The organism is Micromonospora sp. NPDC049051 (assembly GCF_043197575.1).
Taxonomy (GTDB): domain Bacteria; phylum Actinomycetota; class Actinomycetes; order Mycobacteriales; family Micromonosporaceae; genus Micromonospora.
Genome location: NZ_JBICTL010000007.1, coordinates 170,799 through 193,627 on the forward strand (window position 1 = coordinate 170,799; position 22,829 = coordinate 193,627).

The 22,829-nt window shown below is 73.6% G+C and carries 19 protein-coding genes and 1 pseudogene; 8 read left to right on the top strand and 12 right to left on the bottom strand.

Features of this window, described 5'->3' with window-relative positions; genetic code table 11:
* Nucleotides 1-89 precede the first annotated feature (89 nt).
* The gene (locus ACGFIR_RS27010; protein ID WP_393006949.1) at nt 90-818 is read left to right on the top strand and encodes an HD domain-containing protein; all 729 of its coding nucleotides are present in this window, start codon (nt 90-92) and stop codon (nt 816-818) included.
* Nucleotides 819-962: 144 nt separating this feature from the next.
* Here ACGFIR_RS27010 and ACGFIR_RS27015 read toward each other — a convergent pair whose 3' ends face one another.
* From ACGFIR_RS27015 to ACGFIR_RS27025, 3 genes are all read right to left on the bottom strand, one after another.
* Nucleotides 963-1,301: a hypothetical protein gene (locus ACGFIR_RS27015; RefSeq protein ID WP_393147942.1), complete on the bottom strand. Its 339-nt coding sequence runs from the start codon at nt 1,299-1,301 to the stop codon at nt 963-965.
* 92 nt (nt 1,302-1,393) lie between these two features.
* Complete coding sequence (locus ACGFIR_RS27020) at nt 1,394-2,017, bottom strand: restriction endonuclease (protein WP_393147944.1); 624 nt, start codon at nt 2,015-2,017, stop codon at nt 1,394-1,396.
* A gap of 224 nt (nt 2,018-2,241) precedes the next feature.
* The gene (locus tag ACGFIR_RS27025) at nt 2,242-2,481 is read right to left on the bottom strand and encodes a winged helix-turn-helix domain-containing protein (RefSeq protein WP_393007397.1); all 240 of its coding nucleotides are present in this window, start codon (nt 2,479-2,481) and stop codon (nt 2,242-2,244) included.
* A gap of 366 nt (nt 2,482-2,847) precedes the next feature.
* Here ACGFIR_RS27025 and ACGFIR_RS27030 point away from each other — a divergent pair, with 366 nt between their 5' ends.
* Together ACGFIR_RS27030 and ACGFIR_RS27035 are read left to right on the top strand one after the other, a co-directional pair.
* Nucleotides 2,848-3,087 (top strand): cell division protein DivIVA, encoded by a 240-nt coding sequence (locus ACGFIR_RS27030; protein ID WP_393147946.1) that lies wholly within the window; start codon nt 2,848-2,850, stop codon nt 3,085-3,087.
* Nucleotides 3,088-3,286: 199 nt separating this feature from the next.
* On the top strand, nt 3,287-4,174 hold the full coding sequence (locus ACGFIR_RS27035) for an SDR family NAD(P)-dependent oxidoreductase (RefSeq protein ID WP_393147948.1): 888 nt from the start codon (nt 3,287-3,289) through the stop codon (nt 4,172-4,174).
* A gap of 178 nt (nt 4,175-4,352) precedes the next feature.
* Here ACGFIR_RS27035 and ACGFIR_RS27040 read toward each other — a convergent pair whose 3' ends face one another.
* Nucleotides 4,353-4,991: an endonuclease domain-containing protein gene (locus tag ACGFIR_RS27040; protein ID WP_393147950.1), complete on the bottom strand. Its 639-nt coding sequence runs from the start codon at nt 4,989-4,991 to the stop codon at nt 4,353-4,355.
* Nucleotides 4,992-5,610: 619 nt separating this feature from the next.
* On the opposite strand from ACGFIR_RS27040, the gene ACGFIR_RS27045 reads away from it, so the two are divergent.
* Nucleotides 5,611-6,624 (top strand): ADP-ribosylglycohydrolase family protein, encoded by a 1,014-nt coding sequence (locus tag ACGFIR_RS27045; RefSeq protein WP_393006937.1) that lies wholly within the window; start codon nt 5,611-5,613, stop codon nt 6,622-6,624.
* Nucleotides 6,625-6,918: 294 nt separating this feature from the next.
* Here the strand turns inward: ACGFIR_RS27045 and ACGFIR_RS27050 are convergent, their stop codons facing one another.
* Nucleotides 6,919-7,524 (bottom strand): hypothetical protein, encoded by a 606-nt coding sequence (locus ACGFIR_RS27050; RefSeq protein ID WP_393006935.1) that lies wholly within the window; start codon nt 7,522-7,524, stop codon nt 6,919-6,921.
* Nucleotides 7,525-7,728: 204 nt separating this feature from the next.
* On the opposite strand from ACGFIR_RS27050, the gene ACGFIR_RS27055 reads away from it, so the two are divergent.
* Entirely contained in the window at nt 7,729-8,190 is a 462-nt protein-coding gene (locus ACGFIR_RS27055; protein WP_393148026.1) for a hypothetical protein, read from the top strand.
* A 48-nt stretch (nt 8,191-8,238) separates the two neighbouring features.
* On the opposite strand, the gene ACGFIR_RS27060 is transcribed toward ACGFIR_RS27055, so the two are convergent.
* On the bottom strand, nt 8,239-9,864 hold the full coding sequence (locus tag ACGFIR_RS27060; RefSeq protein ID WP_393006933.1) for an ABC transporter permease: 1,626 nt from the start codon (nt 9,862-9,864) through the stop codon (nt 8,239-8,241).
* A gap of 155 nt (nt 9,865-10,019) precedes the next feature.
* Nucleotides 10,020-10,931, bottom strand: a pseudogene (locus ACGFIR_RS27065) (ATP-binding cassette domain-containing protein); the annotation flags it as partial.
* Nucleotides 10,932-11,072: 141 nt separating this feature from the next.
* On the opposite strand from ACGFIR_RS27065, the gene ACGFIR_RS27070 reads away from it, so the two are divergent.
* Nucleotides 11,073-11,915 carry a TetR family transcriptional regulator gene (locus ACGFIR_RS27070; RefSeq protein ID WP_393147952.1) on the top strand — a complete coding sequence of 281 codons (843 nt, stop codon included), beginning with the start codon at nt 11,073-11,075 and terminating at the stop codon, nt 11,913-11,915.
* Nucleotides 11,916-11,957: 42 nt separating this feature from the next.
* Here the strand turns inward: ACGFIR_RS27070 and ACGFIR_RS27075 are convergent, their stop codons facing one another.
* Complete coding sequence (locus ACGFIR_RS27075; protein ID WP_393147954.1) at nt 11,958-13,751, bottom strand: ABC transporter ATP-binding protein; 1,794 nt, start codon at nt 13,749-13,751, stop codon at nt 11,958-11,960.
* Nucleotides 13,752-13,829: 78 nt separating this feature from the next.
* On the opposite strand from ACGFIR_RS27075, the gene ACGFIR_RS27080 reads away from it, so the two are divergent.
* Nucleotides 13,830-14,264 (top strand): MarR family winged helix-turn-helix transcriptional regulator, encoded by a 435-nt coding sequence (locus ACGFIR_RS27080; protein WP_393147956.1) that lies wholly within the window; start codon nt 13,830-13,832, stop codon nt 14,262-14,264.
* 246 nt (nt 14,265-14,510) lie between these two features.
* Nucleotides 14,511-16,295, top strand: a complete 1,785-nt coding sequence (locus ACGFIR_RS27085; protein ID WP_393006925.1) for an N-acetylglutaminylglutamine amidotransferase — start codon at nt 14,511-14,513, stop codon at nt 16,293-16,295.
* Nucleotides 16,296-16,386: 91 nt separating this feature from the next.
* Here ACGFIR_RS27085 and ACGFIR_RS27090 read toward each other — a convergent pair whose 3' ends face one another.
* From ACGFIR_RS27090 to ACGFIR_RS27105, 4 genes are all read right to left on the bottom strand, one after another.
* Nucleotides 16,387-17,520, bottom strand: coding sequence for a glutamate--cysteine ligase (locus ACGFIR_RS27090; protein ID WP_393147958.1), 1,134 nt, complete (start codon nt 17,518-17,520; stop codon nt 16,387-16,389).
* A 100-nt stretch (nt 17,521-17,620) separates the two neighbouring features.
* Nucleotides 17,621-18,832, bottom strand: a complete 1,212-nt coding sequence (locus tag ACGFIR_RS27095; RefSeq protein WP_393148028.1) for an RNA polymerase sigma factor — start codon at nt 18,830-18,832, stop codon at nt 17,621-17,623.
* A 21-nt stretch (nt 18,833-18,853) separates the two neighbouring features.
* Entirely contained in the window at nt 18,854-21,706 is a 2,853-nt protein-coding gene (locus ACGFIR_RS27100) for a hypothetical protein (RefSeq protein WP_393147961.1), read from the bottom strand.
* Nucleotides 21,703-22,815 carry an AAA family ATPase gene (locus tag ACGFIR_RS27105; RefSeq protein ID WP_393006919.1) on the bottom strand — a complete coding sequence of 371 codons (1,113 nt, stop codon included), beginning with the start codon at nt 22,813-22,815 and terminating at the stop codon, nt 21,703-21,705. The genes ACGFIR_RS27100 and ACGFIR_RS27105 overlap by 4 nt, the downstream gene beginning before the upstream one ends.
* Between the last annotated feature and the right edge of the window lie 14 nt (nt 22,816-22,829).

Here is a 22,829-nt window from a genome sequence, read left to right on the forward strand (position 1 = left end):
GATTAGTCGCGTCAAGAGCCCTCTCCCGAGAGGTCGGGTGACCGACGCCAGGGACCCCCGGCAGCGTGAAGATCGGCTATAAGTGGCGCATGGAGTTTCCCGCCTACCTGGCCACCATGCCGATGCACGCGATCACCGAGATCCACGGCGAGCCCGGCCTGCTGGCCCGGTTCCGGCTGGAGCTGCGCGCGTTCGACGAGGCCGCCCGGGAGCGGCTGACCGAGGCCCTCGACCTGGCGGCCGAACTGCACGGCGACGACCGCCGGGTCCGCGAGCCCTACCTGAACCACCTGCTCCGGGTGGCGATCCGGATGATGCACCACTACCAGGTCCGCGACGTCGACGTGATCGTGGCCGGCCTGCTGCACGACGCGGTGGAGGACCATCCCGAGGACCTGGCGGGCGAGCACGCCGGTGACGACCTCACCGCCGCCGCCCTGGCCACGCTCGCGGACCGCTTCGGCCCACGGGTCGCCCGCCTGGTCGCGGCGGTCACCAATCCGGCGTACGACCCGGAGCGCGACCGGCACGTCCAGTACCGGGAGCACGTGGCGGCCAGCCTGGACCGGGAGCCATGGGCGCGGGTCATCAAGATCTCCGACTTCACGGACAACGGCGTGGGCGTCATCCACACCGTCGGGCCGAAGGTGACCTCGTCGGCGCGCAAGTACCGCCCGCTCGTGCCGGTCTACCGGGACCTCGTCACCCGGCCCGACACTCCCCTGTCGGCGCCCGTGAAGGAGCACATCCTCGGCCAGCTCGACCTCGCCGAGGAACGCTTCAGCGCCATCCTCGACGAGCCACCCCACCCGAACTGACCGCGTCGATTACCCGCCGGCCCCGATCCGGACCAGGCGCCCACCGACACCGCCGCCTCGACGCACCCTCCCTGCACTGACGGCGACGGATGGCGCGCGATGCGGGCGACCGGGCGACGCCGCATGCCGGTACGACCTTGAGCGTCATTGCGCCAGGCGCGCGTTGATCCTGGCCGCCGCCTCGTCCCGCGCCGACGAGTCCGACGACAACACCGTCGCGCCCCGGCTCGACGGGACTATGAAGACCATTCGATCACCAGCCCTGGTGGTGATCCGCAGCCGTGGCGGCCTGTCGGCGTGGGCGGCCACGCTCTCGATGTCCACCAACGCGATTCGGCGGACACCGCCCAACCCCGCCACCGGCGTGAACGTCACCTCGTCGGCGGTCAGCGCGAGTGTCCCGCCGAGCAGGGCGAGCCGTCCCGCGAACGAGGTGCCCGACGAGAAGGGCACGCTCGCCACCCACCGTTCGTCGCTTGTCATAAGTGGATCCTCACTGCGAAGCCTGCTGGGGGTCATCATTCTGCCCCGGCGGCACCAGCTGCCCGCCGTCGCGCGGCCTGCCGGCCATCGGGTCAACGGGTCAGCAGGCCCGGCGGCGGCGTCCGCCGGCAGGCCCAGACCTCCAGCTCTCCCCGGTCGACCAGGACGATGCCGAGTTGTCGGGCGAGCCGGACTCCGTCGCCCGCAGTGAAGAGACCATTGGTGACGATCATGCACAGCTCGCCGCCGTGCACCTCCCGGCAGGTGCCGGCGAACCGCTGGATGGCGGCGCTGCCCACCCGGTTCGTCAGGCTCTGCCGCTTGCACTGCACGACGACGCGCCGGCTGTCCGGGGCGATCGCCGTGACGTCCGCGCCACGGTCGCCGGAGCCCCCTGCGACCAGGACCTGCCGGAAGCCTGACGCCGCCAGCAGCCTCGCGAACCACTGCTCGAACTCGGCGCCGGTCATCGCATCGGTGACCGCGATGGCCCGATCGCGTTCGGCTTGCTCAGCCCGCAGGCGTGCCCGCCGCCGGGACCTGAGCACCAGCAGGGCGGTGGTGGTCGCGACAGCCACGAAGGCCAGGAACACCGACCAGTACGGGTGCCGCTGGACGAAGTCGACGACCAGCACGACGAGGGCGAGGACGGCCAGCCCGCCGAGGCCGACACCCCAACCGTTGACCGACCCGCCGTGCGGACGACCACGGCGCACCGATCCGCCGCTCGTCCGGCGCCGTCTGCGGTAGTGCGCCCGGACTCTCGACCCGTTGCGGCGGACGTGAGACTTGACGTACGGCATGCGGCACCTCCGAGGGGCGGGCATCGAGTTTCCCGCCCCGGTGTGACAGACAGGCCGCAATGCCATCGACACTGTCAGCTACCCGTCACCACGAAGACAACGGGCCCGATCGAGTGCCGAACCGAGTCGCTCGCTGCCTACGGCTCCCGCATCCAGAGCTTCGGGTCGTTCACGAAGACACCCTTCCCTTGGTGCCGCCAGATCACCCGGAGGGCTTCGAGACGCACGTAGACCTGCTTGACGGTGGAAGGGCTCACCTCGTGCGTCGCGGCGAGCTGCGTGATCGAGGGCAGCTTGTCGCCCGGCTTCAGCTCCTTCGCCCTGATGTCGGCGACGATCTTGTCGGCGATGCGGATGTAGTCGGCGGTGATCGGCATGACTCCCCCTGCGTGGCACGCCAATTCGATCACGCAACGACACCTCGCGACAACTCATCGTTTGACTCGGATGACTGGGACAGCTAAGTTGGAAGCCGCCTCTCCCCTTGCGTGGCAACAAGGAGCGGAGGCACCCCCTGGTCGGGGCGGCTTGCCCGTGCCTGTCCCGACGGCTGCTCTGCTGTCGTACCGCTGAATCGAGCTGCGACGGCCGAGCGGGCGGGTCGTCCGCGGCCCCCGCGCGGACGACCCGCCCTTCCAGACCCACCGCGAGGAGTCCGCGCTCCCGCGTGCCCCGCAGAGAGGATCGTCGTGGCTCAGGTGTATCGAGGCGGTCAGCCCTACCCGGCCGGCTATCCCGGTCGGATGACCCCGCACGAGGTGCGGACCCGGGAGTTCACCGCCCGCCGACCCGGCGTCGACCAGGTGGAGGTACGCGAGTTCCAGGCCCGGGTGGCCGACGAGCTGGCCATGCTCAACGAGACGGTACGGCTACTCACCCAGGAGAACGACCGGATCCGGCGGGCGCTGCGCGACTGGCAGAGCAGACATGCGCGGGAGTGCCGGCCGCCGCAGGAACACCACCACGACTCCGGCCACTGGTGACGGGGCCGCGTGCGGGAGCCGATGCGGGCTGACGTCGCCGGTACGACGGGTGGTGCGGCGCCGCAGGCAGGCTGCCCGTCGGCGACCCCCACGTCGGCGCCGAGCGTTTTGCGACGGTCATCGCGGGTAGTCGCCGCAGCAGTCCGGGCTGGGCGGTGACCTGCATGCCGCGAACCGAACCGACAACGAAGGCACTCGAATGACCAGGAACGTCGACTCGACACACCCCTTCGGCTTGGCCGGTCGGGTCGCGGTCGTCACCGGGGCCGCCCGGGGGATCGGGCGCGCTGCCGCGGTCGCTCTCGCCGCCGCCGGCGCGGACGTCGTCGGGATCGACATCGTGGCCGAAGTGAGCCCACGGATGGACTACCCCCCGGCCGTCCCCGCCGACCTGGTCGAGACCGGGCGCGCCGTGCGTGAGCACGATTCCGGGTGGCTCGCGATCGAGGCCGACATCCGCGACATGAAGGCCATGCGTACGGCGGCGAAGACGGCTGCCGACCGGTGGGGCGGGGTCGATATCGTGTTCGCCAACGCCGGCATACAGGCGTTCAAGCCGCTGTTGGAGATGGACGACGACGACTGGCACGAACACATCGACACCAACCTCAACGGGACCGCCAACACACTGCGCGCGTTCGCCCCGTACCTGGTCGAGCGCGGCGGAGGCCGACTGATCGTCACGTCGTCCACCCAGGGGCAGCACGGCACCCTGTGGGGCGCCAGCTATGCGGCTTCCAAGTGGGGCATCCTCGGCCTGATGAAATCGGCGGCGCTGGAGTTGGGCCAGTACGGCATCACGGTCAACGCGATCGTCCCAGGCCTCATCGACACGGCGCTGACCCGGCACGAGGACCGCTATGCACAGGCCATCGCCGACGGGGGAAACACACCCACCGGCGACGAGGCGAAGGACGAGAAGACGGCTGCGGCGGCCCTCGCGGGCAAGCTCCCGCTCCGCGTGCCGTGGATCGAACCGGCGGATGTGGCACCGGCCGTCGTCTACCTCGCCTCCGACGCGGCCCGCATGGTGTCCGGAGCAACGCTGTCCGTCACGGGCGGTGACAGCGCGCGATTCACGCCTTGAGCCCACGCCGCGTCGCTCACCTGCTCGGGGCTTCCACGGACCGGGTATCCCCGGTCGGCGCACGGGTCCGCTCAGTGGTCGCGCTCGTCCGACGCTCGTGCTCGTCGGTTCGTCAGGCGCTCGTGTGCTCGTCAGGCGCTCGTGTTCGGCCGGTGGCTCGTCAGGCGCTCGTGTCTCGTCAAGCGCTCGCATTCGGCCGGCGGCTCGTCAGGATGGCCAGGGTCTCCCGGCGTACGTCGTCCGGCTCGTGGAACAGACGACGGTGGGCGAAGCGGACCACCAGGATCCCGATGGTCGCCAGCAGCGCGTCACGACGCAGATCGATCTCCCGCTGGCGCGGGTCGCCATGTGTCGTGGCACCGTCGAGTTCGATGTTGACCTGCTCCCGCTCGGCGAACAGGTCGAGATACGTGGTCCGCGGCCCGACACGTATCCGCACCTGACGACGGAACGCCGGCATCTGCGGACCGGTGAAGACGCGTTCGTGCCCCCAGATCTCCAGCGGACTGCGGCAGCCCTCGGCGAGCCTCGTCAGCAGCGTCCGCAGCGCTGCCCGGTCGTACAATCTCGGCGCGCTGCCCAGGGCCACCGCCAACCGCTCAGGCGTGGTGAGTCGATCGTTGACCGCCCGGATCACCGGCGCGCGCCGCTCGGCGGACGGCAGGAGCGGCCACGAGTCGACCAGGGTCTGCTCGATGCGGGTCACCAGCAGCCCGCGCCGGAGCACCACCTGCGGCGGTTCGACCGCGAAGGCCTCGCGTCGATGCACGACCAGTCCGGGCCGGGTACGCAGGCTGGCGCCGGCCGGCGTGCTCACATGGAGCACATCGCCGGTCACCTGCCGACGCAACGCCCACACCTCGAGTGCGCTGAGGTGGCTGAGCGCGCCTCGACCGTCAGCCCACGCGAGAGCGGCACGATGGCCGAGAGCGGGAGCGAGCCGGCTGACGGCCGGAGCGATGCGACTCACGGCGGAAGCATCGGTGCCGTCGGCGGCAGCGAGGCGGCCATCGGCCGGAGTGGGGCGGCCATTGACGGGGGCGTGGTTGCCAGGTGCGTCTTGCAGCAGGTGTGCCGCCGCGAACACCCCGGGCAGTACCCGCACCAGATCACCGCGACCGCATGCCCGCTGCAACGTCCACTCGGGCACCACCTGCAATGCCGTCGTCCGGGTCACCAGCCCGCCGCCACGCTCCACCAACTCTCGAAGCACCACATCCACGTCACGACCGTTCCGCCCCTAGCCTTTCCCGCGCAACCGCCCGCTCGCTCCCCTGTGGACAGGCTCTCCGCTGTGGACAACACCCCACCGCCTCTCGCCACCTGCTATGGCGGATCCTGATCGTTGACAGTTGAGCTGCTCGATTCGCGGCGTGTCGACTCGTCCAGCTGCCAACGATCATGGGGAACCAGCGTTCGCGAATATGCTGCACGGCGTGACCAAGGTGACGGCGGAGCAACTCGCCAGCGCTCGGGGTTGTGTGCTCGGGTTGATGCTCGGGGACGCCGTCGGCGCGACGGGCGGCTCGGTGCCGGAGTCCGGGCCGCTGCGGGCTTCCAGCGCCGGGCAGCTCGCCTGCTTCACCATCGACGGCCTGATCCGCGCCCACGTGCGGCACCGGCACCGGGGCATCTGTCATCCGCCGAGCATGGTGTGGGAGTCGTACCGGAGCTGGGCCACGATCCAGGGCGTACCCGGCTTCGAGATCGGCAACGACGGCAACGGGCCGCGAGGCTGGCTGGTGCGGGTGCCGGCGCTGGCCGAGCGGCGCGGGTCGGCGCCGGCGACGGTGGCCGCACTCCAGCGACGCAAGATGGGCACGATCGACGATCCCAGCGGTACGAGCACCGGGGCGCACGCGCTCACCCGGACCCTGCCGGTCAGCCTCTACCCGTGCGACGCGGCGGAGATGGCCGCCCTCACGCACGCGGGTGACGCCGTCGGCGTCGCCGGGCTGGCGGGTGCCGTGATCCGTCTGCTCGCTGCGGGACGCCCACTCGTCGAGGCCCTGGTGAGCGTGGCGTCGGATCCGGGAGACTTCTCCGAGGTGGCGCAGCGGTCCCTGGTTCCGGCTCTCGCCGCTGCCGGGTCGGGTGCGCCCTCTGTCCACGAGCTGACCCGGCTGGCTCCCGATGCCCGGGCGGTCTCCGCGCTGGCGGGCGGCGTCTACGCCGTCGCCTGCTTCCCGGGCCGCGAGGCGGTACGCGAGGCGCTCCTCTTCGCCGCCTCGGCCGGCGACGGCGGGCACGCCGTGACGGTGGCCGGTGCCCTGCTGGGTACGGCGCACGGGCCGGACGCGCTCCCGGTCGACTGGCTGTCCCGGTTGGAGCTGGCGTGGACGGCCGACACGCTGGCCCGCGACCTCGTCACCGAGTTGCACGACAGCCCGTCGGGAGGCGAGTACTTCCCACCGACCGATCCACACTGGCGGACCCGCTACCCCGGCTGACGTCGGATCGGAGCGCGTCCGTACGCGAAGTGCGACCCTGATGACCGTCCACCGCCCCGCAAGGGCCTCGGCCCGCACGGTCAACCGCCCCGCAAGGTCTCCGGCCCGCAAGGTCCTCGGCGACCGCCGCCCGCCTCGGCCGCGTCGAACGGCACCCCGGTCACGTCCCCCATCGGGTGCTGGGCGTCGGGGGCAAGGACGTGTTCGGGAGGTCGGCTCGGTGCGGGGCGGCTCCCGCCGCGCCGGGCTGTACGGGCCCGTCAACAGCCGGGTCGGACGGGTCTCCGGTCGCGCTCAGCGCCCGATCAGGGCCTGTCCGGACGCCTCCGGCGTCTGCCGTGACGCCCTGCCCGCCCGGATCTCGTCCAGCCTCGCTTCGAGCACCACCGCCTGGGCGACCGAGCCGCCACGGACGCCGAGGCCGCCACGGGCCGCGCGGTAGAAGAGGTCGCGCGCCTCGTTGGCCCGGTGCAGCAGGTCGGCGAGATCGTGGTCGTCGCCCGGGTCGAGTCCACGGGCCACCCGCTCGATCTGCCAGACGGCGTCCCGCCACTCGCGGGCCGCCGACACGGTCGAGGCGTCCCCGAGCAGCAGGAGGCTCTCCCAGGCCAACGTGTGCCGGACGTCCGCGTCGGCCAGGCGGGTGAGGCCTTCTTCCCGGTCCATCCGGTGCCCGCGCGAGTGGGGTCGCTCGTCCACGAGCATGCGGTTGGCGACGGCGTGGATCTCCTTGATCACCCGCGCGAACTCGACGTACGCGTCGAGCCGCCGGTCGTCCCAGCGGACGGACTGGTTCCGCTTCCACCGGGTGCGGTCGGCGAGGGAGGTGGCGACGATCGTGCCGATCGTGCCGACCAGCACACCGATGAGGGCGGGCAACTGCGTGACGATGCTTCCCATACCTGGAGCCTGCCAGTCACCGGCAAGCGGGCTTCGCCGCGGGACCACTCGGGTAGCAGGGCGAGCGGGCAGCCGAGGGTGGCGCCGTGCAGGCTTGACCCTCGAGTCGGTCGAGCCCCGAGCATGTATCGCGGAGACCCGACAGCCGGCTGCCCGGCCCTGACCGCGAGGAGCATGGTGGACACGAACGACGCCGACGACGTCATGGCGCACCTCGGCCGCGCCCTGGAACTGGGTACGGCCGGCGACCGTACCGCCGCACGCCTGGCCCTGACCGAACTCTGGGACCGGGTCGGCGACACCGGGGACGCGCTGCACCGCTGCACCGTCGCGCACCACCTGGCCGACCTTCAGGACTCGGTCGCGGACGAGGTGGCGTGGGGCCGCCGGGCGCTGGCCGCCGTCGCGGACCTCAGCGACGAGCGCGTGCGGCGGCACGACGCGTCGTTGCGGGTCCGGGCCCTCCTGCCGTCGCTGCACCTCAACCTCGCCGACGGGTACCGCCGTGCCGGCGACGCCGCCCGCGCCCGCGACCACCTGGCGATCGCGACGCCGCTCGTCGCCGAGCTGCCGGACGACGCGTACCGCACGATGATCGACGACGCGATCACACGGGTGAGTGCGCTTCTCGACAGCGGATCGCGGGAACCTCTCGCCGCGCCCTGACACGTGCCTGCCGTCGCAGTCCGGTGCGGGGAGGACCGTGACCTTCCGTCAGCTCGGGACGTCGCGGCGGCGGAAGCCGGCCATGCCGGCCGCGAGCAGCACCCCCGCCACCGCCGTCAGCACGACCAGCGGCAGCACCGCCGGGTCGGCCGCCGGGGCCGGCGGCACGTGGGTGTACGGCGACAGGTTCAGCGCCGCCTGCGGCAGGTCGAGCACCGCGCCCAACTGCCCGAGCAGCAGGAACGCGATCAGCGCCGCCCAGGACAGCGCCACCGACCAGCGCGGCAGTAGGCCGAACAGCGCGGTCACCACCCCCGCGACCACGAGCAGGGCCGGCAGTCGCACCAGTGCCGCCCCGCCCAGCTCGACCGCCCGGCCGAGGGGATCGCCGGCGACCAGACCGTAGCCGAGCCCGGTGGTGAGCCCGCCCACCAGCACCAGGGCGAGCGCGCCGAGCGTCGCCGCGAGCACCTGTGTCGTCAGCCAACGGGTGCGGCTGACCGCCGTGGCCAGCACCGCCTCCAGCGGCCCGTCGCTCTCGTCGTTGCGCGTACGCAGCAGCGCCTGCACGACGTACGCGCCGATGGTCAGCGCGAACAGCCCCAGCATCGCCGCCAGGTACGCGTCGATCAATCGTGCGCCGCCGCCCATCGCGCTAATGGCCTCGGCGGCGGCCGGGTTCTCCTCGATCATGGCGTTGAACTCGTCGCCGGCAATGCCCATCGAGAACCCGAGCACCGCCACCCCGACCGCCCAGCCGAGCAGCGCCCCGCGCTGCAACCGCCAGGCCAGCCCGGCGGGGCTGAGCAGACCGGGTACGGCTGTGGCCGGCCCGCGCCGGGGCGCGACGAGCCCGGCCCCGACGTCCCGCCGTTCGGCGAGGGCGTACGCGAGCGCCACCCCGGCGACCAGCAGCGCGACAGGCAGCGCCAGCGTCCACCAGCGTTCGCCGCCGAAGGCGCGCACCTGGTTGCCCCAGCCGAGCGGGGAGAGCCAGGACGGCCAGGCGCTGACCACCCGCAGCCCGCCGTCGACCTGCTCGCCCAGCACGTCACCGGCCGCGCGGAGCAGGAAGGAGATCCCGACCGCGGCGGCGGCGAGCGCGTTGGCGCCCCGGGAGGTGACCGACAGCTGGGCGGTGACGGCGGCGACGCCGGTGAACGCCACCCCGACGCCCCCGATGGCGGCGGCAGCGGCGACCGACCCGGCGAGCGGCAGGCCGGCACCGGCCAGCGCGGCGGCGAGCAGGGCGGCGGCGGCCACGTTCGCCGCGACGACCACCAGCAGCGCGGCGGTGAGCAGCGCGTACCGGCCGACGACGGAAGCGCCGAGCAGCTCCGCCCGGCCCGTCTCCTCGTTCTGCCGGGTGTGCCGGACGACCGCGAAGGTGCTCAGCAGTGCGGCGAGCAGGGCCAGCGTCACGTACGTCTCGGCGACCACGACCGCGCCGAGGTCGGTGCCGGCGATCGGGCCGTTGAAGGCGCGGGCGACCAGGCTGGACGCCGACGTGCTGGCGTAGCCGACGCGGGCCGCCTCGTCGGGGTAGAACTCCTTGACGCTGCCGGCGAGGGCGTAGCCGAGCAGAGGCGTGCCGAGCACCCAGATCGCCAGCCGGACCCGGTCACGGCGCAGCACGAGCCGGGCGAGTCGCCCGGTGCCGGTGAACGCGCTCACCGGACGCCCTCCGGCCGGCCGGCACCCGGACCGTCGCCAGCACCCGGACCGTCACGGCCGGCACCGTCGTTCGGGCCGGCACCGTCGTTCGGGCCGGCACCGTCGTTCGGGCCGGCAACCGACCCGGAGGATCCGGCCGCGGCAGAGGATCCGGCAGCGGCGGAGGATCCGGCGGCGACGGTGGCGCGTTCGTCGCCGTAGTGGCGCAGGAACAGCTCCTCCAGGGTGGGCGGGGCGCTGGTCAGCGCCCGGACGCCGAAGCGCACCAGGTGCCCGAGCAACTCGTCGAGGTGGGCGGGCTCGATCTCCAGGTGGGTACGCCCGTCGACCTCACGCACGCCGTGGACGCCGGGCAGCGCGGCCAGGCCCGTCGCCGGTCGCGCGGTCTCGACCGTGACGGCCGTACGCGTGAGATGGCGCAGCTCGGCGAGGGTGCCGGACTCGACGGTGCGACCCTCGCGGATGATGCTGACCCGGTCGCAGAGCGCCTCGACCTCGGCCAGCACGTGGCTGGAGAGCAGGACGGTCGCGCCCTCGCGCTTGAGTTGGCGGACCTCGTCCTGGAACACGGCCTCCATCAGCGGATCGAGCCCGGAGGTCGGCTCGTCGAGCACGTAGAGCTCGACGTCCGAGGCGAAGGCGGCGACGATGGCGACCTTCTGCCGGTTGCCCTTCGAGTAGGTGCGGCACTTGCGCGTCGGGTCGAGGTCGAAGCGCTCCAGCAGGTCGTCGCGGCGACGCCGGTCGAGGCCACCGCGCAGCTGCCCGAAGAGGTCGATCGCCTCGCCGCCGGACAGGTTCGGCCACAGGTTCACGTCGCCGGGCACGTACGCCAGCCGGCGGTGCAGGGCCACCGCGTCGCGCCAGGGGTCGGCGTCGAAGACCCGTACGTCGCCCGCGTCGCGGCGCAGCAGGCCGAGCAGGACGCGGATCGTGGTGGACTTGCCCGAGCCGTTGGGGCCGAGGAAGCCGTGCACCTCCCCCGCCCCGACCTTCAGCGCGAGTCCGTCGAGCGCCCGGACACTGCCGAACGTCTTGACCAGGTCGTCGATGGAGATGACGGGCATGGACCCCTCCTGCCGCTGGCGGTGCCGACCTGCGCGACCGGATCGAGGCAGGCCTGCCGACGACCACACTGTACTGACCGATGGTCAGTCGAATCAATGGTGTCGCCTCCCGGCGGTCAGGGCGCGGCTACGCTTGCCGCCATGACCGCCGAGGCGCCCGACGACACGCGCACCCGGATCCTGCGCGCCGCGCTCGACCTGTTCGCCGAGCACGGCTACCAGCGCACCTCGCTGCGCCAGATCGCCGAGCGGCTGCGGCTGACCAAGGCGGCGATCCTCTACCACTTCCCCGCCAAGGAGCACCTGCTCACCGCCCTGGTCGAGCCGCTGGTCGCCGATTTCGAGGCGCTGCTCGACACGGCCGAGGCGGGGCCGGCCGAGCGGGCCCGGTGGACGGTACTGGAGGGCTGGGTGGACATCATCCTGGGCCACCGCCGTCCACTCGGCATGCTCTTCCACGACATCGCGCTCGTCGGTCGGGGCGACACCTACCACCGCCTGATCCGGATCGCCCTGCGCGCCAACGACCTGATCGCCGGGCCCGACGCCGGGCGCCGGGAGCGGGTACGGGCGGTGCAGGCGGTCGCCGCGTGCAGCGACCCGATCGTCTTCTTCACCGACGTGCCGGACGAGGTGCTGCGCGCCGACATGCTCGACGGCGTACGCCGGCTGCTCGGCGACCCGGCGGGCACCGACCCGACCAGCGGCGCGGGCGCGGAGACCGGCGACGGCACGGGCACCACGTCCGGCGACGGCCCGGGTGTGCCGGGCCCCGGCGACGGCGCGGGTGCGCCGACCTCCGGAGGCGGTGCGGTGAGGGGCCGGCGGCGGCCCGGGCGGCCGCGGGCGATGGGTGCGGAGCAGGTGGCGGCGGCCCGGCGGATGCACGCCGAGGGCAGCCACTCGGCCGACGAGATCGCCGCCGCGCTCGGGGTCTCGCGGGCCACCGTCTACCGCCACCTCGACCCGACCGTCGCAGAATAATGAGACGGATTATGCGACGGTTCTGAGACTCGCGACGAGTCGTCAGGCGGCCAGCGTGGCGTAGCGGCCGGCGCGCTCCAGCAGACCGTCGTGGCTGCCGGACTCGACGATCCGGCCGTGGTCGAGCACGGCGATCTGGTCCGCGCCCCGCACGGTGGAGAGCCGGTGGGCGATGGTGATGGTGGTACGCCCCCGGGCCACCTCGTCGAACGCCCGCTGCACGGCGCGTTCGGTCTCGGTGTCGAGCGCGCTGGTGGCCTCGTCGAGGATCAGGATGCGCGGGTCGCGCAGCAGCGTACGGGCGATGACCAGGCGCTGCTTCTCGCCGCCGGAGAAGCGGTGCCCCCGCGAGCCGACGACCGTGTCGTAGCCGTCGGGCAGTCCGGCGATGAGGTCGTGGATCTGGGCGGCGCGGGCGGCGTCCTCGATCTCGGCGTCGGTGGCGTCGGGGCGGGCGTAGCGCAGGTTCTCCCGGACGGTGGTGTGCAGCAGGTACGTCTCCTGGCTGACCACGCCGACGATCGCGGCCAGGTCGGCCAGGCGCAGGTCGCGCAGGTCGACGCCGTCGACGGTGATCCGGCCGCTCGTCGGGTCGTGCAGCCGGCTGACGAGCGCGGCCAGGGTGCTCTTGCCGGAGCCGGTCTCGCCGACCAGGGCCAGGCTGGTGCCGGCCGGCACGTCGAGGGTGATCCCGGCGACGGCGGCGGTGTCGCTGCCCGGGTAGCGGAAGGTGACGTCGGTCAGGCGCAGGCGGCCTCGGACCCGGCGGGGGTCGATGTCGGCCGGCTCGGCGGGGTCGTCCACCTCGACGGGCAGGTCCAGGTACTCGAAGATCCGGGCGAACAGCGCCAGCGAGGCGGTCACCGAGACGCCCACGTTGAGCAGGCCCATCAGCGGGCGGAACAGCCCGCCCTGCAACGCGGTGAAGGCGACCAGGGTGCCGATGCTGAGCGTGCCGGCAGCGCCGGGCAGCCCGGCGCTGAGGTAGATGACCGCCGGGATGGCGGCGAAGACGATGCTCATCGTGGCCATCCGCCAGCGGCCGGCGAGTTCGGAGCGCAGCTCCAGGTCGACCAGGCGGGCCGACGAGGCGGCGAAGCGCGCGGCCAGGGCGGGGCCGGTGCCGAGGGTCTTGACGAGTTGCACCCCGCTGACCGACAGCCCCTCCTCGACGGTGACGTTGAGGTCGGCGAGTTCGCGCTGGCGCTGCGCGGTGATCTCGCGACGCAGGTGGGCGACCCTGCGGGTCAGCCAGATGGCCGGCGGCAGCACGACGAGGGAGACCAGGGAGAGCCGCCAGGAGAGCGCGACCATCGCCGCCGCGGTGGCGACCACGGTGGTCAGGTTGGCCGCGATGGCGGTGGCGGTCGAGGTGACCACGCTCTGCATGCCGCCGATGTCGTTGGTGATGCGGGACTGCACCTCGCCGGTGCGGGTGCGGGTGAAGAACGACAGCGACTGCCGTTGCAGGTGGGTGAAGACGTCGGTGCGCAGCCGGTGCATGACCTGCTGGCCGACCCGGGTGGAGATCCAGGTCTGCGCCACGCCGAGCACGGAGGTCACGGCGGCGACGGCGACCATGCCGGCGACCAGGGCGACCAGCAGGGCCAGGTCGCGCTCCGGCAGGGCCCGGTCGATCACGGCGCGCAGCAGGAAGGGCGAGGCCATGGCGAGCACCGAGGAGACCACGATGATCGCGGTGACGGCGCCGACCGCCGCCTTGTGCCGGGCGAAGAGCGTGCCGATGCGCCGCAGGGACACCTGGCGGGCCTGCGCCTTCTCGGCGGCGCTGACCTTGCGGGGGCCGCGGTCACGGCCGGAGGGGATGGGTTCCAAGGGATGCTCCCTCACGTCGACAATGCTGAGGTTACCTCAACATGAGGGAGCAACAGCTTCCGCTGGTACGGTATTCCCGTGACCGCGGACACGGACGGCAGCGACGACGGCAGCGACAGCCTCGCCGAGGAGTTCCGGGCGGTGACCCGGCGGCTGCGCCACCGCACCCGCGAGGCGCTCGCGCCCTGGGACGTCACGCCCGCCCAGTCCCGGGCGCTCGGCGTACTGATCCGGCACGGCGCGCTGCGGCTCAGCGTGCTCGCCGGGCACCTGCGCATCGCCCCGCGCTCGGCCACCGAGGTCGTTGACGACCTCGAGGCGCGTGGGCTCGTACGGCGCCGCCCCGACCCGGCCGACCGGCGGGCCACCCTGGTCACGCCGACCGAGGAGGGTACGCGCACCGGCGCCGCCATCCGTGCCGCCCGGCGGGCCGCCACCGAGGAGCTGTTCGACCGCCTGGCACCCGCGGACCGGGAACAACTCGCCCGCATCCTGCGTACGCTGCGCGACTGATCCGCCGCCCGGGGCGTGAGCTCCTTCGCGGTGCCCTCGCCGGCGCGGAAGAGCCCACCACCGGGCCCGCCGGGGGCCGCGACCGGACACTGCCGGGGTTTGCCGCCCCCGACGGCGGGTAGCCCAGCCGCCCGTCCTGCCGACGGGACCGGGCTCCCCCACGATCGGGCGGCCCGGCGCAGCCGCGACGCCGACGGGAGTGGTGACGGTGGGTCCGATGCCCCGGAAGTCCGGTGGCCGCTGACGATGTGCGGCATCAGCGGCGAGGCCAGGTTCGACGGCTCGGCACCGGACACCGGCGCGGTGACCCGGATGAGCGAGGCGATGCGGTCCCGGGGCCCGGACGGCGAGGGCCTCTTCGACGACGGCTGGGTGGTCCTCGGGCACCGCCGGCTCACCGTCATCGACCTCACCGAGGCCGGCTCCCAGCCGATGGTCCGCGAGGACCTCGGACTGGCGCTGGTCTTCAACGGCTGCGTCTACAACTACCCGCAGCTGCGCGAGGAACTGCGGGAGGCGGGGCACACGTTCCACTCCACCAGCGACACCGAGGTCGTCCTGGTGGCGTACGCGCAGTGGGGCGAGCACTTCGTCGACCACCTGGTCGGCATGTTCGCCGTCGTCCTGGTGGACCGGCGGCGGCGCCGGCTCGTGCTGGCCCGCGACCGGCTCGGCATCAAGCCGCTCTACCTCGCCGAGTCACCCGGCCGGCTGCGCTTCGCCTCCACCCTGCCGGCCCTGCTGCGGGCCGGCGACGTGGACACCGCGATCGACCCGGTGGCGCTGCACCACTACCTCTCCTGGCACTCCATCGTGCCCGCGCCCCGCACCGTCCTGCGCGGGGTGCGCAAGCTGCCCCCGGCCACCGTGCGCGTCGTCGAGGCCGACGGGCGCAGCCGCCAGCACGTCTACTGGCGGCCCGACTACGCCCGGCACCCCGACCACGAGGGGATGGACGCCGCCGACTGGCGGGCCGCCGTCGGGGAGGCGTTGCGCGAAGCGGTACGCCGCCGGCTCGTCGCCGACGTCCCCGTCGGCGTGCTGCTCTCCGGCGGCCTGGACTCCAGCATGATCGTGGCGCTGCTGGCCGAGGCCGGGCAGCACCACCTCCAGACGTTCAGCATCGGCTTCGACAGCCGCGGCGGCGAGTCCGGCGACGAGTTCCACTACTCCGACCTGGTCGCCCGCACCTTCGGCACCGACCACCACCGCATCCGGCTCGCCGACGAGGACCTGGTCCCGGCGGTACGACGGACCGTGCACGCCATGACCGAGCCGATGGGCAGCCACGACGTGGTCGCCTTCCACCTGCTCTCCGAACAGGTGGCCCGGCACGTGAAGGTGGCCCAGTCCGGCCAGGGCGCCGACGAGGTCTTCGCCGGCTACGGCTACCACCAACCCCTCACGCGAGTGCCCCGCGACGGCGCGACGGCGGCCTTCGCCGACGCGTTCTTCGACCGGGACCACGCCGAGCTGAACCGGGTGGTCGACCCCGCGTACGCCTGCGACCGCGACGCCAGTCGCGAACTGCTGGCGGCGGACCTGGCCGCGCCGGGCGCGCAGACGGCGCTGGACGCGGTGCTGCGCCTGGACACCCACCTGATGCTGCCCGACGACCCGGTCAAGCGGGTGGACAGCATGAGCATGGCGTGGGGGCTGGAGGTGCGTACGCCGTTCCTGGACCAGGACCTGGTCACCCTCGCGGCGGCCTGCCCGCCCGAGCACAAGGTGGCCGACGGCGGCAAGGGTGTGCTGAAGGCGGTGGCCCGCGAGGTGCTGCCCGTCGAGGTGGTCGACCGCCCGAAGGGCTACTTCCCGGTGCCGGCGCTGCGCAACGTCGACGGGCCGGTACGGCAGCTCGTCGCCGAGGCCCTCGCCGCCCCCGCCGCCCGCGAGCGCGGCCTGTTCCGCCGCGGGTACGTCGACGAGCTGCTGGCCGAGCCGGACCGGGCGCAGGCCGCCGCCGGCAGCAACAAGCTGTGGCAGCTCGGCCTGCTGGAACTCTGGTTGCAGTCCCACGACATCCGCTGACCGGCGGCCCCTCCCAGGCGAACCGGGCGCCAGCCTGCTCCGCAGCCGGGGCCCGCCAGCCGCCGGCGGCGACGGCGGCAACGGGCGCGGCTCAGCCGGCGCGGGTCTCGGCGGCCAGGTGGTCCAGGACGGCGCGCACGTCGTCGCCGGTGCGCGCCATGACGCGACGTTGCCGGGTGGCGCCGTTGCCGTCGCGGCGCAACCGTAGGAGCTGCTCGCGGACGTAGTCGAGGTCGCCGTGGCGGGCCAGGGCCGGGGTGATCGTGTCGACGAGTTCGCCGACCATGTCCCAGGCGGGACGGGCGACGCCCGCGCGCAGGTCGATCAGGTCGCCCTCCAGCCCGTCGTGGGCGGCCCGCCAGTGCGCGGCGGAGACCAGGCAGTCCCGGATCCGTCGGGCGGGCACCCCGGCGCGCGCGTCGTCGGCCAGCGTCGCGACGAGGGCCCGGACCAGCCCGGCGACCAGCACGGTGTCGTCCACGGCCGGACAGACGTCACCCACCCGCACCTCCACGGTGGGATACGCGGACGACGGACGCGCGTACCAGTAGACCATCGCGGCGTCGAGCATGATCCCGGCGTCGATCAGCTCCGTCACCGTCGCGTCGTAGTCGGCGACCGACTCGAAGTGCGGGGTCGGCCCGATGCTGGGCCAGCGTTCGAGCTGCATGGAGCGCCAGCTGGCGTGCCCGGTGTCGCGGCCGTCGTGCAGCGGCGAGTTGGCGGTGATCGCCTGCACCACCGGCAGCCACGGCCGCAGGTGGTTGCAGACCTGCACGGCCAGTTCGCGGTCGGCCATCCCGACGTGCACGTGGCAGCCGCAGACGGCCGGATCGTGCGCCACCGGCCCGAAGCGCCGCGACATGGCGTGGTAGCGGGGTTTGTCCGGCACCGTCCGGTGCGGCTCGTGCACGGGCGTGGCGCCGACCGCGACGAGCCGGGCCCCGGCGGCCTCCGCCGCGTCACCGGCGGAGCGGCGCAGCGCCACCAGCTGCGCGCGCAGCTCGGCCAGGTCGGCGGTGACGGGCGTGACCATCTCCACCATGCTGTGCCGGAACTCCTGCCGGCTCTGCTCCCGGGCGCTGCCGGACAGGGCGGTGAGCACCCGGTCGGCGACCGGCAGGCTCTCCCCCGTGTGCGGGTCGAGCAGGAGGTACTCCTCCTCGACCCCGATCGTCAACGTGGTCGGGTCGGAAGCGGTGGCAAGTGCCGGACGGTACGTCATGGGCGCTGCGCGTCCGTTCGTCGGGCGGCGCCGGGCGCCGCGCTGCCGGACGACCCGGGTTCCCGGCCCACCGAGCGGGCAAACGCGCAGGAGGCGGCGTTCATCCACCCGGCAGCGTGGTGGCCGCCCGCGCGGCCAGGAAGGCGCGTTCGGCCGCGTTGTCCGTCCGCTCGGCGGCCGTCCGGTACGCCTGCGTCGCCTCCCGCCCCCGGCCCAGCCGCCGCAGCAGGTCGGCCCGGACCGCGTGGAACACGTGGTAGCGGCCCAGGTCGAGCCGCTCGACGGCGGCCAGCCCCGCCGCCGGCCCGGCCACCTCGGCGAGCGCGACGGCCCGGTTCAGCGCCACGACCGGCCCCGGGGCGTACGCGGTGAGCTGGTCGTACAACGTGAGGATCTGGGCCCAGTCGGTGCCGGCGGCGTCGGGAGCGTCGCTGTGCACGGCGGCGATCGCGGCCTGGATCTGGTACGGCCCGGGCCGGTCGCGGCGCAGGCAGCGGCGGACCAGAGCCTGCCCCTCGGCGACGAGCCCGGCGTCCCACCGGCGGCGGTCCTGCGCGGACAGCGGCACCAGCGCGCCGTCGGCCGTGGTACGCGTGGGGCGGCGCGCCTCGGTGAGCAGCATCAGCGCCAGCAGGCCCAGCGCCTCCGGCTCGTCCGGCATCAGCTCCACCAGCAGCCGGGCCAGCCGGATCGCCTCGGCGCACAGGTCGTCGCGGACGAGCCGGTCGCCGGAGCCGGCGGTGTGCCCGGCCGTGAAGATCAGGTAGAGCACGGCCAGCACGGCGCCGAGCCGCTCCGGCAGGTCGGCGTCGCCGGGCACCCGGTACGGGATCCCCGCGTCCCGGATCTTGGCCTTGGCGCGCACGATCCGCTGGGCCATGGTCGCCTCGGAGACCAGGAACGCCCTGGCGATCTCGACGGTGCCCAGGCCGCCCAGCAGCCGCAGGGTCAGCGCGACCCGGGCGGCGGGGGCGAGCGCCGGATGGCAGCAGGTGAAGATCAGGCGGAGCCGGTCGTCGCGCACCGGCCCCTCCTCGGTCGGTCCGTCGCGCACGTGCAACAGGGCGGCCTGGGCGTGCCGGTCGGCGCGGGAGGCCTCGCGCCGCAGGCGGTCGACGGCCCGGTTCCGGGCGGTGGTGATGATCCAACCGGCCGGGCTGGGCGGTGGCCCGCTCTCCGGCCACCGCGCCACCGCCACCGTGAACGCCTCCTGCACGGCCTCCTCGGCGAGGCCGATGTCGCCGAGCAGCCGGGTCAGGACGGCGACCGCGCGACCGTACTCCGCGCGGAACACCGCCTCCACGTCGACCATGGCGCTCATGTCGGGCACCGGTCAGCGTGGCGTCGGGGCCAGCAGGCCGGCCACGGCGTCGACGGTCTCCGGGTGCGCGGCCAGCAGGGCGGTCACCCCGACGGGAACGGCGCTGGCCGTGACCCCCGCCTCGCGCCAGCCGCCGGCGCAGCCGAGGAGCGCGGCGACGGCGTCCACGCTCTCCCGGTTGTCCGCCAGCAGGGCGGCCACCGGCCCGGAGGCGACGGCGGTGACGGCTGGCGCCGCCGGGGCGGCCGACCATGGCGGCACCCAGGCGTCCAGCGCGGCCAGCGAGCCCGGGAACGTACGCCCCGCCTCCCGGACCAGCAGCGGCACCAGCTCCGCACCGTGCGCGCGCAGCGTGGTGATCAGGGTGGGCAGCCACGGCAGCAGCACCGGGTCGGGCAGCCGGGCGAACGCGGACGACATCACCTCCACGACGAACGCGGCGAGCCCCGGCACCGGCTCCAGGGCCTGCACGAACCCGCTGAGGTACTGCGGGAAGGCGGGCACCACCAGCGGGTTGGCGAGCAGCGCGGCACACCGCTCGCGCAACTCGGCCAGCGGCAGCAGGCCCAGCTGGTGCCGGGCGGCCCAGAGCAGGGCCACCTTGGCCGGCGTCTCCGGGTGGCACTGCGCCACGGCGAGTTCGAGCTGGGAGCGGTCGCAGCCCAGGGAGAGCGCCAGGCTCTCCATGCCGAACAGGAAGCCCAGCATGGCGCCGACCTGCCGTACGCCGCTGTCCTCGTCGACGAAGGCGGTGGGCAGCAGGGTGCAGTAGTGCGCGTAACCGGTGGTGACGAACGCCTCGCACCAGGCCGGCAGCGGCCCGGTGGCGCGGTGGTGGGCCAGCAGCCGCCGGATCCGGCGCAGCACCTCGGGGGCGTCGTCGACCGTACGTTCGGCGGCGAGCAGCTCCACCGCGCGGGTGCCCAGCTCGTCGACCAGGCGCGGGCTGTCGAGCAGCCGGATGGCGTCCTCGACGGCCTCCAGCGCGACCGAGGCCGTCGCGTCCGGGCCCCGCACCGCGCGACGCAGGCGCTGCTCCAGCACCTGCTCGACGGTCACCCCCTCGTAGCCCAACTCGATGAGCGAACGCTGGTTGCGGCCGAGAGCCAGGTCCCAGCTCTCCTGGATCGAGCGGTGCCCCAGTCGGCGCTCACCCATGATGGGCCGGACCGCGTCGGACGGCAGCAGGTGCCGCAGCCGCCACAGCAGATCGGAGCAGGGCACCAGCTCGGGACTGGCCCGCAGGTCCACCAGGGCCCGCTGGATGGTGCGCTTCTCCAGGTCCAGCCCGAGCGGGGCGAGACGGTCGTGGACGTCGCGGGCGAGCGGCGGCAGGGCCTCGTAGCCCACCTGGCCGACCCGGTCGCCGCCGAACAGGATCTCGCAGAGCCGCCGGACGTCCCGGCGGCCCGGGACGACGTCCTTCTCGATGCAGGTGACCGCCGCGTCGGCGAAGTCGTACGGCGTGGGGCGGGCGCGGTTGCGCAGCCCGGCGAGGAGGATCGAGGTCTCGAAGACGGCGATCGCGTCGGCGGTGCTGGCCAGGTAGCCGTTGCGGCGGGCCAGCCGGACGATGTCGACGCACCAGCCGCGCAGCTCCCCCTCGTCCAGGCCCTGCGGCGCCGGCGGCTGCGCCAGGTATCCCGAGAGCCGGTCGGCGACTTCAGCGGCGGGCGCGGGGGCCGGGGCGGCGCGGCGCCGGCCACCGGTGCGGGTCCGACCCCCGCGCTGGCCCTCCAGCCGGAACGGGGTCAGCCCGGTGCGGTCGACCGCCTTGGCCCAGGTGGCGGCTGCGATCGACACCGAGCCGGGTGCGAGGCCGAACTGCGCCTCGATGGCGGAGTGGCTGGACGGGATGAGCCCGTAGTGCCACCGGGTGGCGGTGCGGGGACTGATCTCGAACGAGGCGTCGCCCCGCAACCCGAACTGCTCCACCCGGCTGGCGGCGTGGAACGCGCCGCAGACGTAGAGGCAGTCGGCGGGGTCGGCCCCGGTGGCGGCGAGGTGCTGGCGCATCCGCGTCCACATGTAGCGCTCGCGGTCCTCGTCCCTGTCCCGGGCGTCCGAGCCGGCCGGGCGCAGCCGCCGGAACAGGCTGCCGATCAGCACCATCACCTGCCGGTAGGTGTCGTGGTCGGCGTCGGCCAGCGGCTGCTCGACGTACTGGTCCCACCACTCCGACCAGTGCCGGACCTTGCCGTGGTGCAGGAGGTAGGCCTCCAGCTCCGCGAAGCGGGGCCGCAGGTCGCCGATCTCGACCCCGACCGCGTCGCCGTGCAGAGCCGCCTCCTCCCCCGCCGGCGCGGCGGCCTCGACGTCCCCGCCGGGCGGGGCCTCCTCGCCGGGGCCGGGCGGGGTCTCCTCGCCCGTGCCGCGTGGGCGGGGCGACCACTGGAAGACGTGGTCGGTGGAGCGGTCCACCAGCACCAGCTCGACGCCGGGCGTCTCCAGCGCGTACGCGATCGCCTGGTATTCGGCGCTGGCCTCGGTGACCGGCGCGACCACGCTGAGCGGCCCCCAGTCGGCCGGGAAGCCCTCCAGCTCCGAGGCGAACGCCTGCACGGCGACCGGGAGGCGGCAGTTGCGCAGCTCGCCCAGCAGCGGCTGGAGGTCCTCGCAGAGCTCCAGGTAGATCACCTTCGGCTGCTTCGCGCGCAGCCGGCGGACCATGGCCAGCGCGGAGGCCGGCGAGTGGTGGCAGACCGGGAAGATCTCCAGCTCCTCGCCGAGGGCGCGGTCGACGTCGTCGACGATGCCGGCGAGGATGTCGGCGACGGCGGCCGAACTGCCGGCGAAGGCGGTGGCGGCGGCCGTGAGCTGCTCGCGCAGCGCGCCGAACGGTCCGATCGTGGTGGGAGCGGTCACGACAGGGCGGCGATCGCCTGGCGGCCGCCGTCGAGGAAGCCCTCCCAACCGCCACCGTCCTGCTTGGCCCGTGGCTCCACGACCCCGTGCAGGTACTTGTTGAGGATCGCCAGGTCCTCCGGGCTGCGTCGGGCGAGCGAGCCCACCAGCGACCCGGCCAGCGTCTCGGCGCGCAGGGTGCGGTCGCCGAAGAACTGGCTGTGCAGGATGGCGTCCTCCAGGACGCCGATCTGTTCGGCGGTGGACAGCGCCGACTCCAGCTTCTCGTCGTCGCTGGTCGCGGCGGAGGCGGCGGCGCGCAGGTCGGCGAAGCTCTGCAACAGGATGTCCAGCAGGGTGGGCGGCACGTCCAGCGTGATCTGGTGGCGGCGCAGCAGCTCCTCGGTGCGGAAGCGGACGATCTCGGCCTCGCTGCGCTTGTTCGTCACCACGGGGATCCGGACGAAGTTGAACCGCCGCTTGAGCGCCGAGGAGAGGTCGTTCACGCCCCGGTCGCGGCTGTTGGCCGTGGCGATGATCGAGAAGCCGGGCCTGGCGAAGACGATGTTGTCGTGGTCCAGCTCCGGGATGCTGACGTACTTCTCCGACAGGATCGAGATCAGCGCGTCCTGCACGTCGCTCGTGGAGCGGGTCAGCTCCTCGAACCGGCCGATGGTGCCCTGCTCCATCGCCGTCATGATCGGCGAGGGGATCATCGACTCCCGGGACTGGCCCCGGGCGATGACCATGGAGACGTTCCACGAGTACTTGATGTGGTCCTCGGTGGTGCCGGCGGTGCCCTGGACCACCAGCGTCGAGTTGCGGCAGACGGCGGCAGCCAGCAGCTCGGCCAGCCAGCTCTTGCCGGTGCCCGGGTCGCCGATCAGCAGCAGGCCCCGGTCCGACGCCAGGGTCACGATGCTGCGTTCGACGAACGTACGGTCGCCGAACCACTTCTGCGGGATCTCCCGGTCGAGCCCGTCGGCGCGCTCCGAGCCGAGGACGAACAGGCGGACCATCCGCGGGCTCAGCCGCCACGAGAACGGCTTCGGGTCGGTGTCGACCGACTCCAGGTAGTCGAGTTCCTCGGCGTACTTGACCTCGGCGGGGGCACGCAGCATCTCGGACATGAGGGGTTGTTCTC

Coding starts and splice junctions, on each gene's coding strand:
- ACGFIR_RS27010 (WP_393006949.1), top strand. CDS start 90: ATGGAGTTTCCCGCCTACCTGGCCACCATGCCGATGCACGCGATCACC.
- ACGFIR_RS27015 (WP_393147942.1), bottom strand. CDS start 1,301: ATGACAAGCGACGAACGGTGGGTGGCGAGCGTGCCCTTCTCGTCGGGC.
- ACGFIR_RS27025 (WP_393007397.1), bottom strand. CDS start 2,481: ATGCCGATCACCGCCGACTACATCCGCATCGCCGACAAGATCGTCGCC.
- ACGFIR_RS27030 (WP_393147946.1), top strand. CDS start 2,848: ATGACCCCGCACGAGGTGCGGACCCGGGAGTTCACCGCCCGCCGACCC.
- ACGFIR_RS27035 (WP_393147948.1), top strand. CDS start 3,287: ATGACCAGGAACGTCGACTCGACACACCCCTTCGGCTTGGCCGGTCGG.
- ACGFIR_RS27050 (WP_393006935.1), bottom strand. CDS start 7,524: ATGGGAAGCATCGTCACGCAGTTGCCCGCCCTCATCGGTGTGCTGGTC.
- ACGFIR_RS27055 (WP_393148026.1), top strand. CDS start 7,729: ATGGCGCACCTCGGCCGCGCCCTGGAACTGGGTACGGCCGGCGACCGT.
- ACGFIR_RS27070 (WP_393147952.1), top strand. CDS start 11,073: ATGACCGCCGAGGCGCCCGACGACACGCGCACCCGGATCCTGCGCGCC.
- ACGFIR_RS27085 (WP_393006925.1), top strand. CDS start 14,511: ATGTGCGGCATCAGCGGCGAGGCCAGGTTCGACGGCTCGGCACCGGAC.
- ACGFIR_RS27090 (WP_393147958.1), bottom strand. CDS start 17,520: ATGACGTACCGTCCGGCACTTGCCACCGCTTCCGACCCGACCACGTTG.
- ACGFIR_RS27095 (WP_393148028.1), bottom strand. CDS start 18,832: ATGGTCGACGTGGAGGCGGTGTTCCGCGCGGAGTACGGTCGCGCGGTC.
- ACGFIR_RS27105 (WP_393006919.1), bottom strand. CDS start 22,815: ATGTCCGAGATGCTGCGTGCCCCCGCCGAGGTCAAGTACGCCGAGGAA.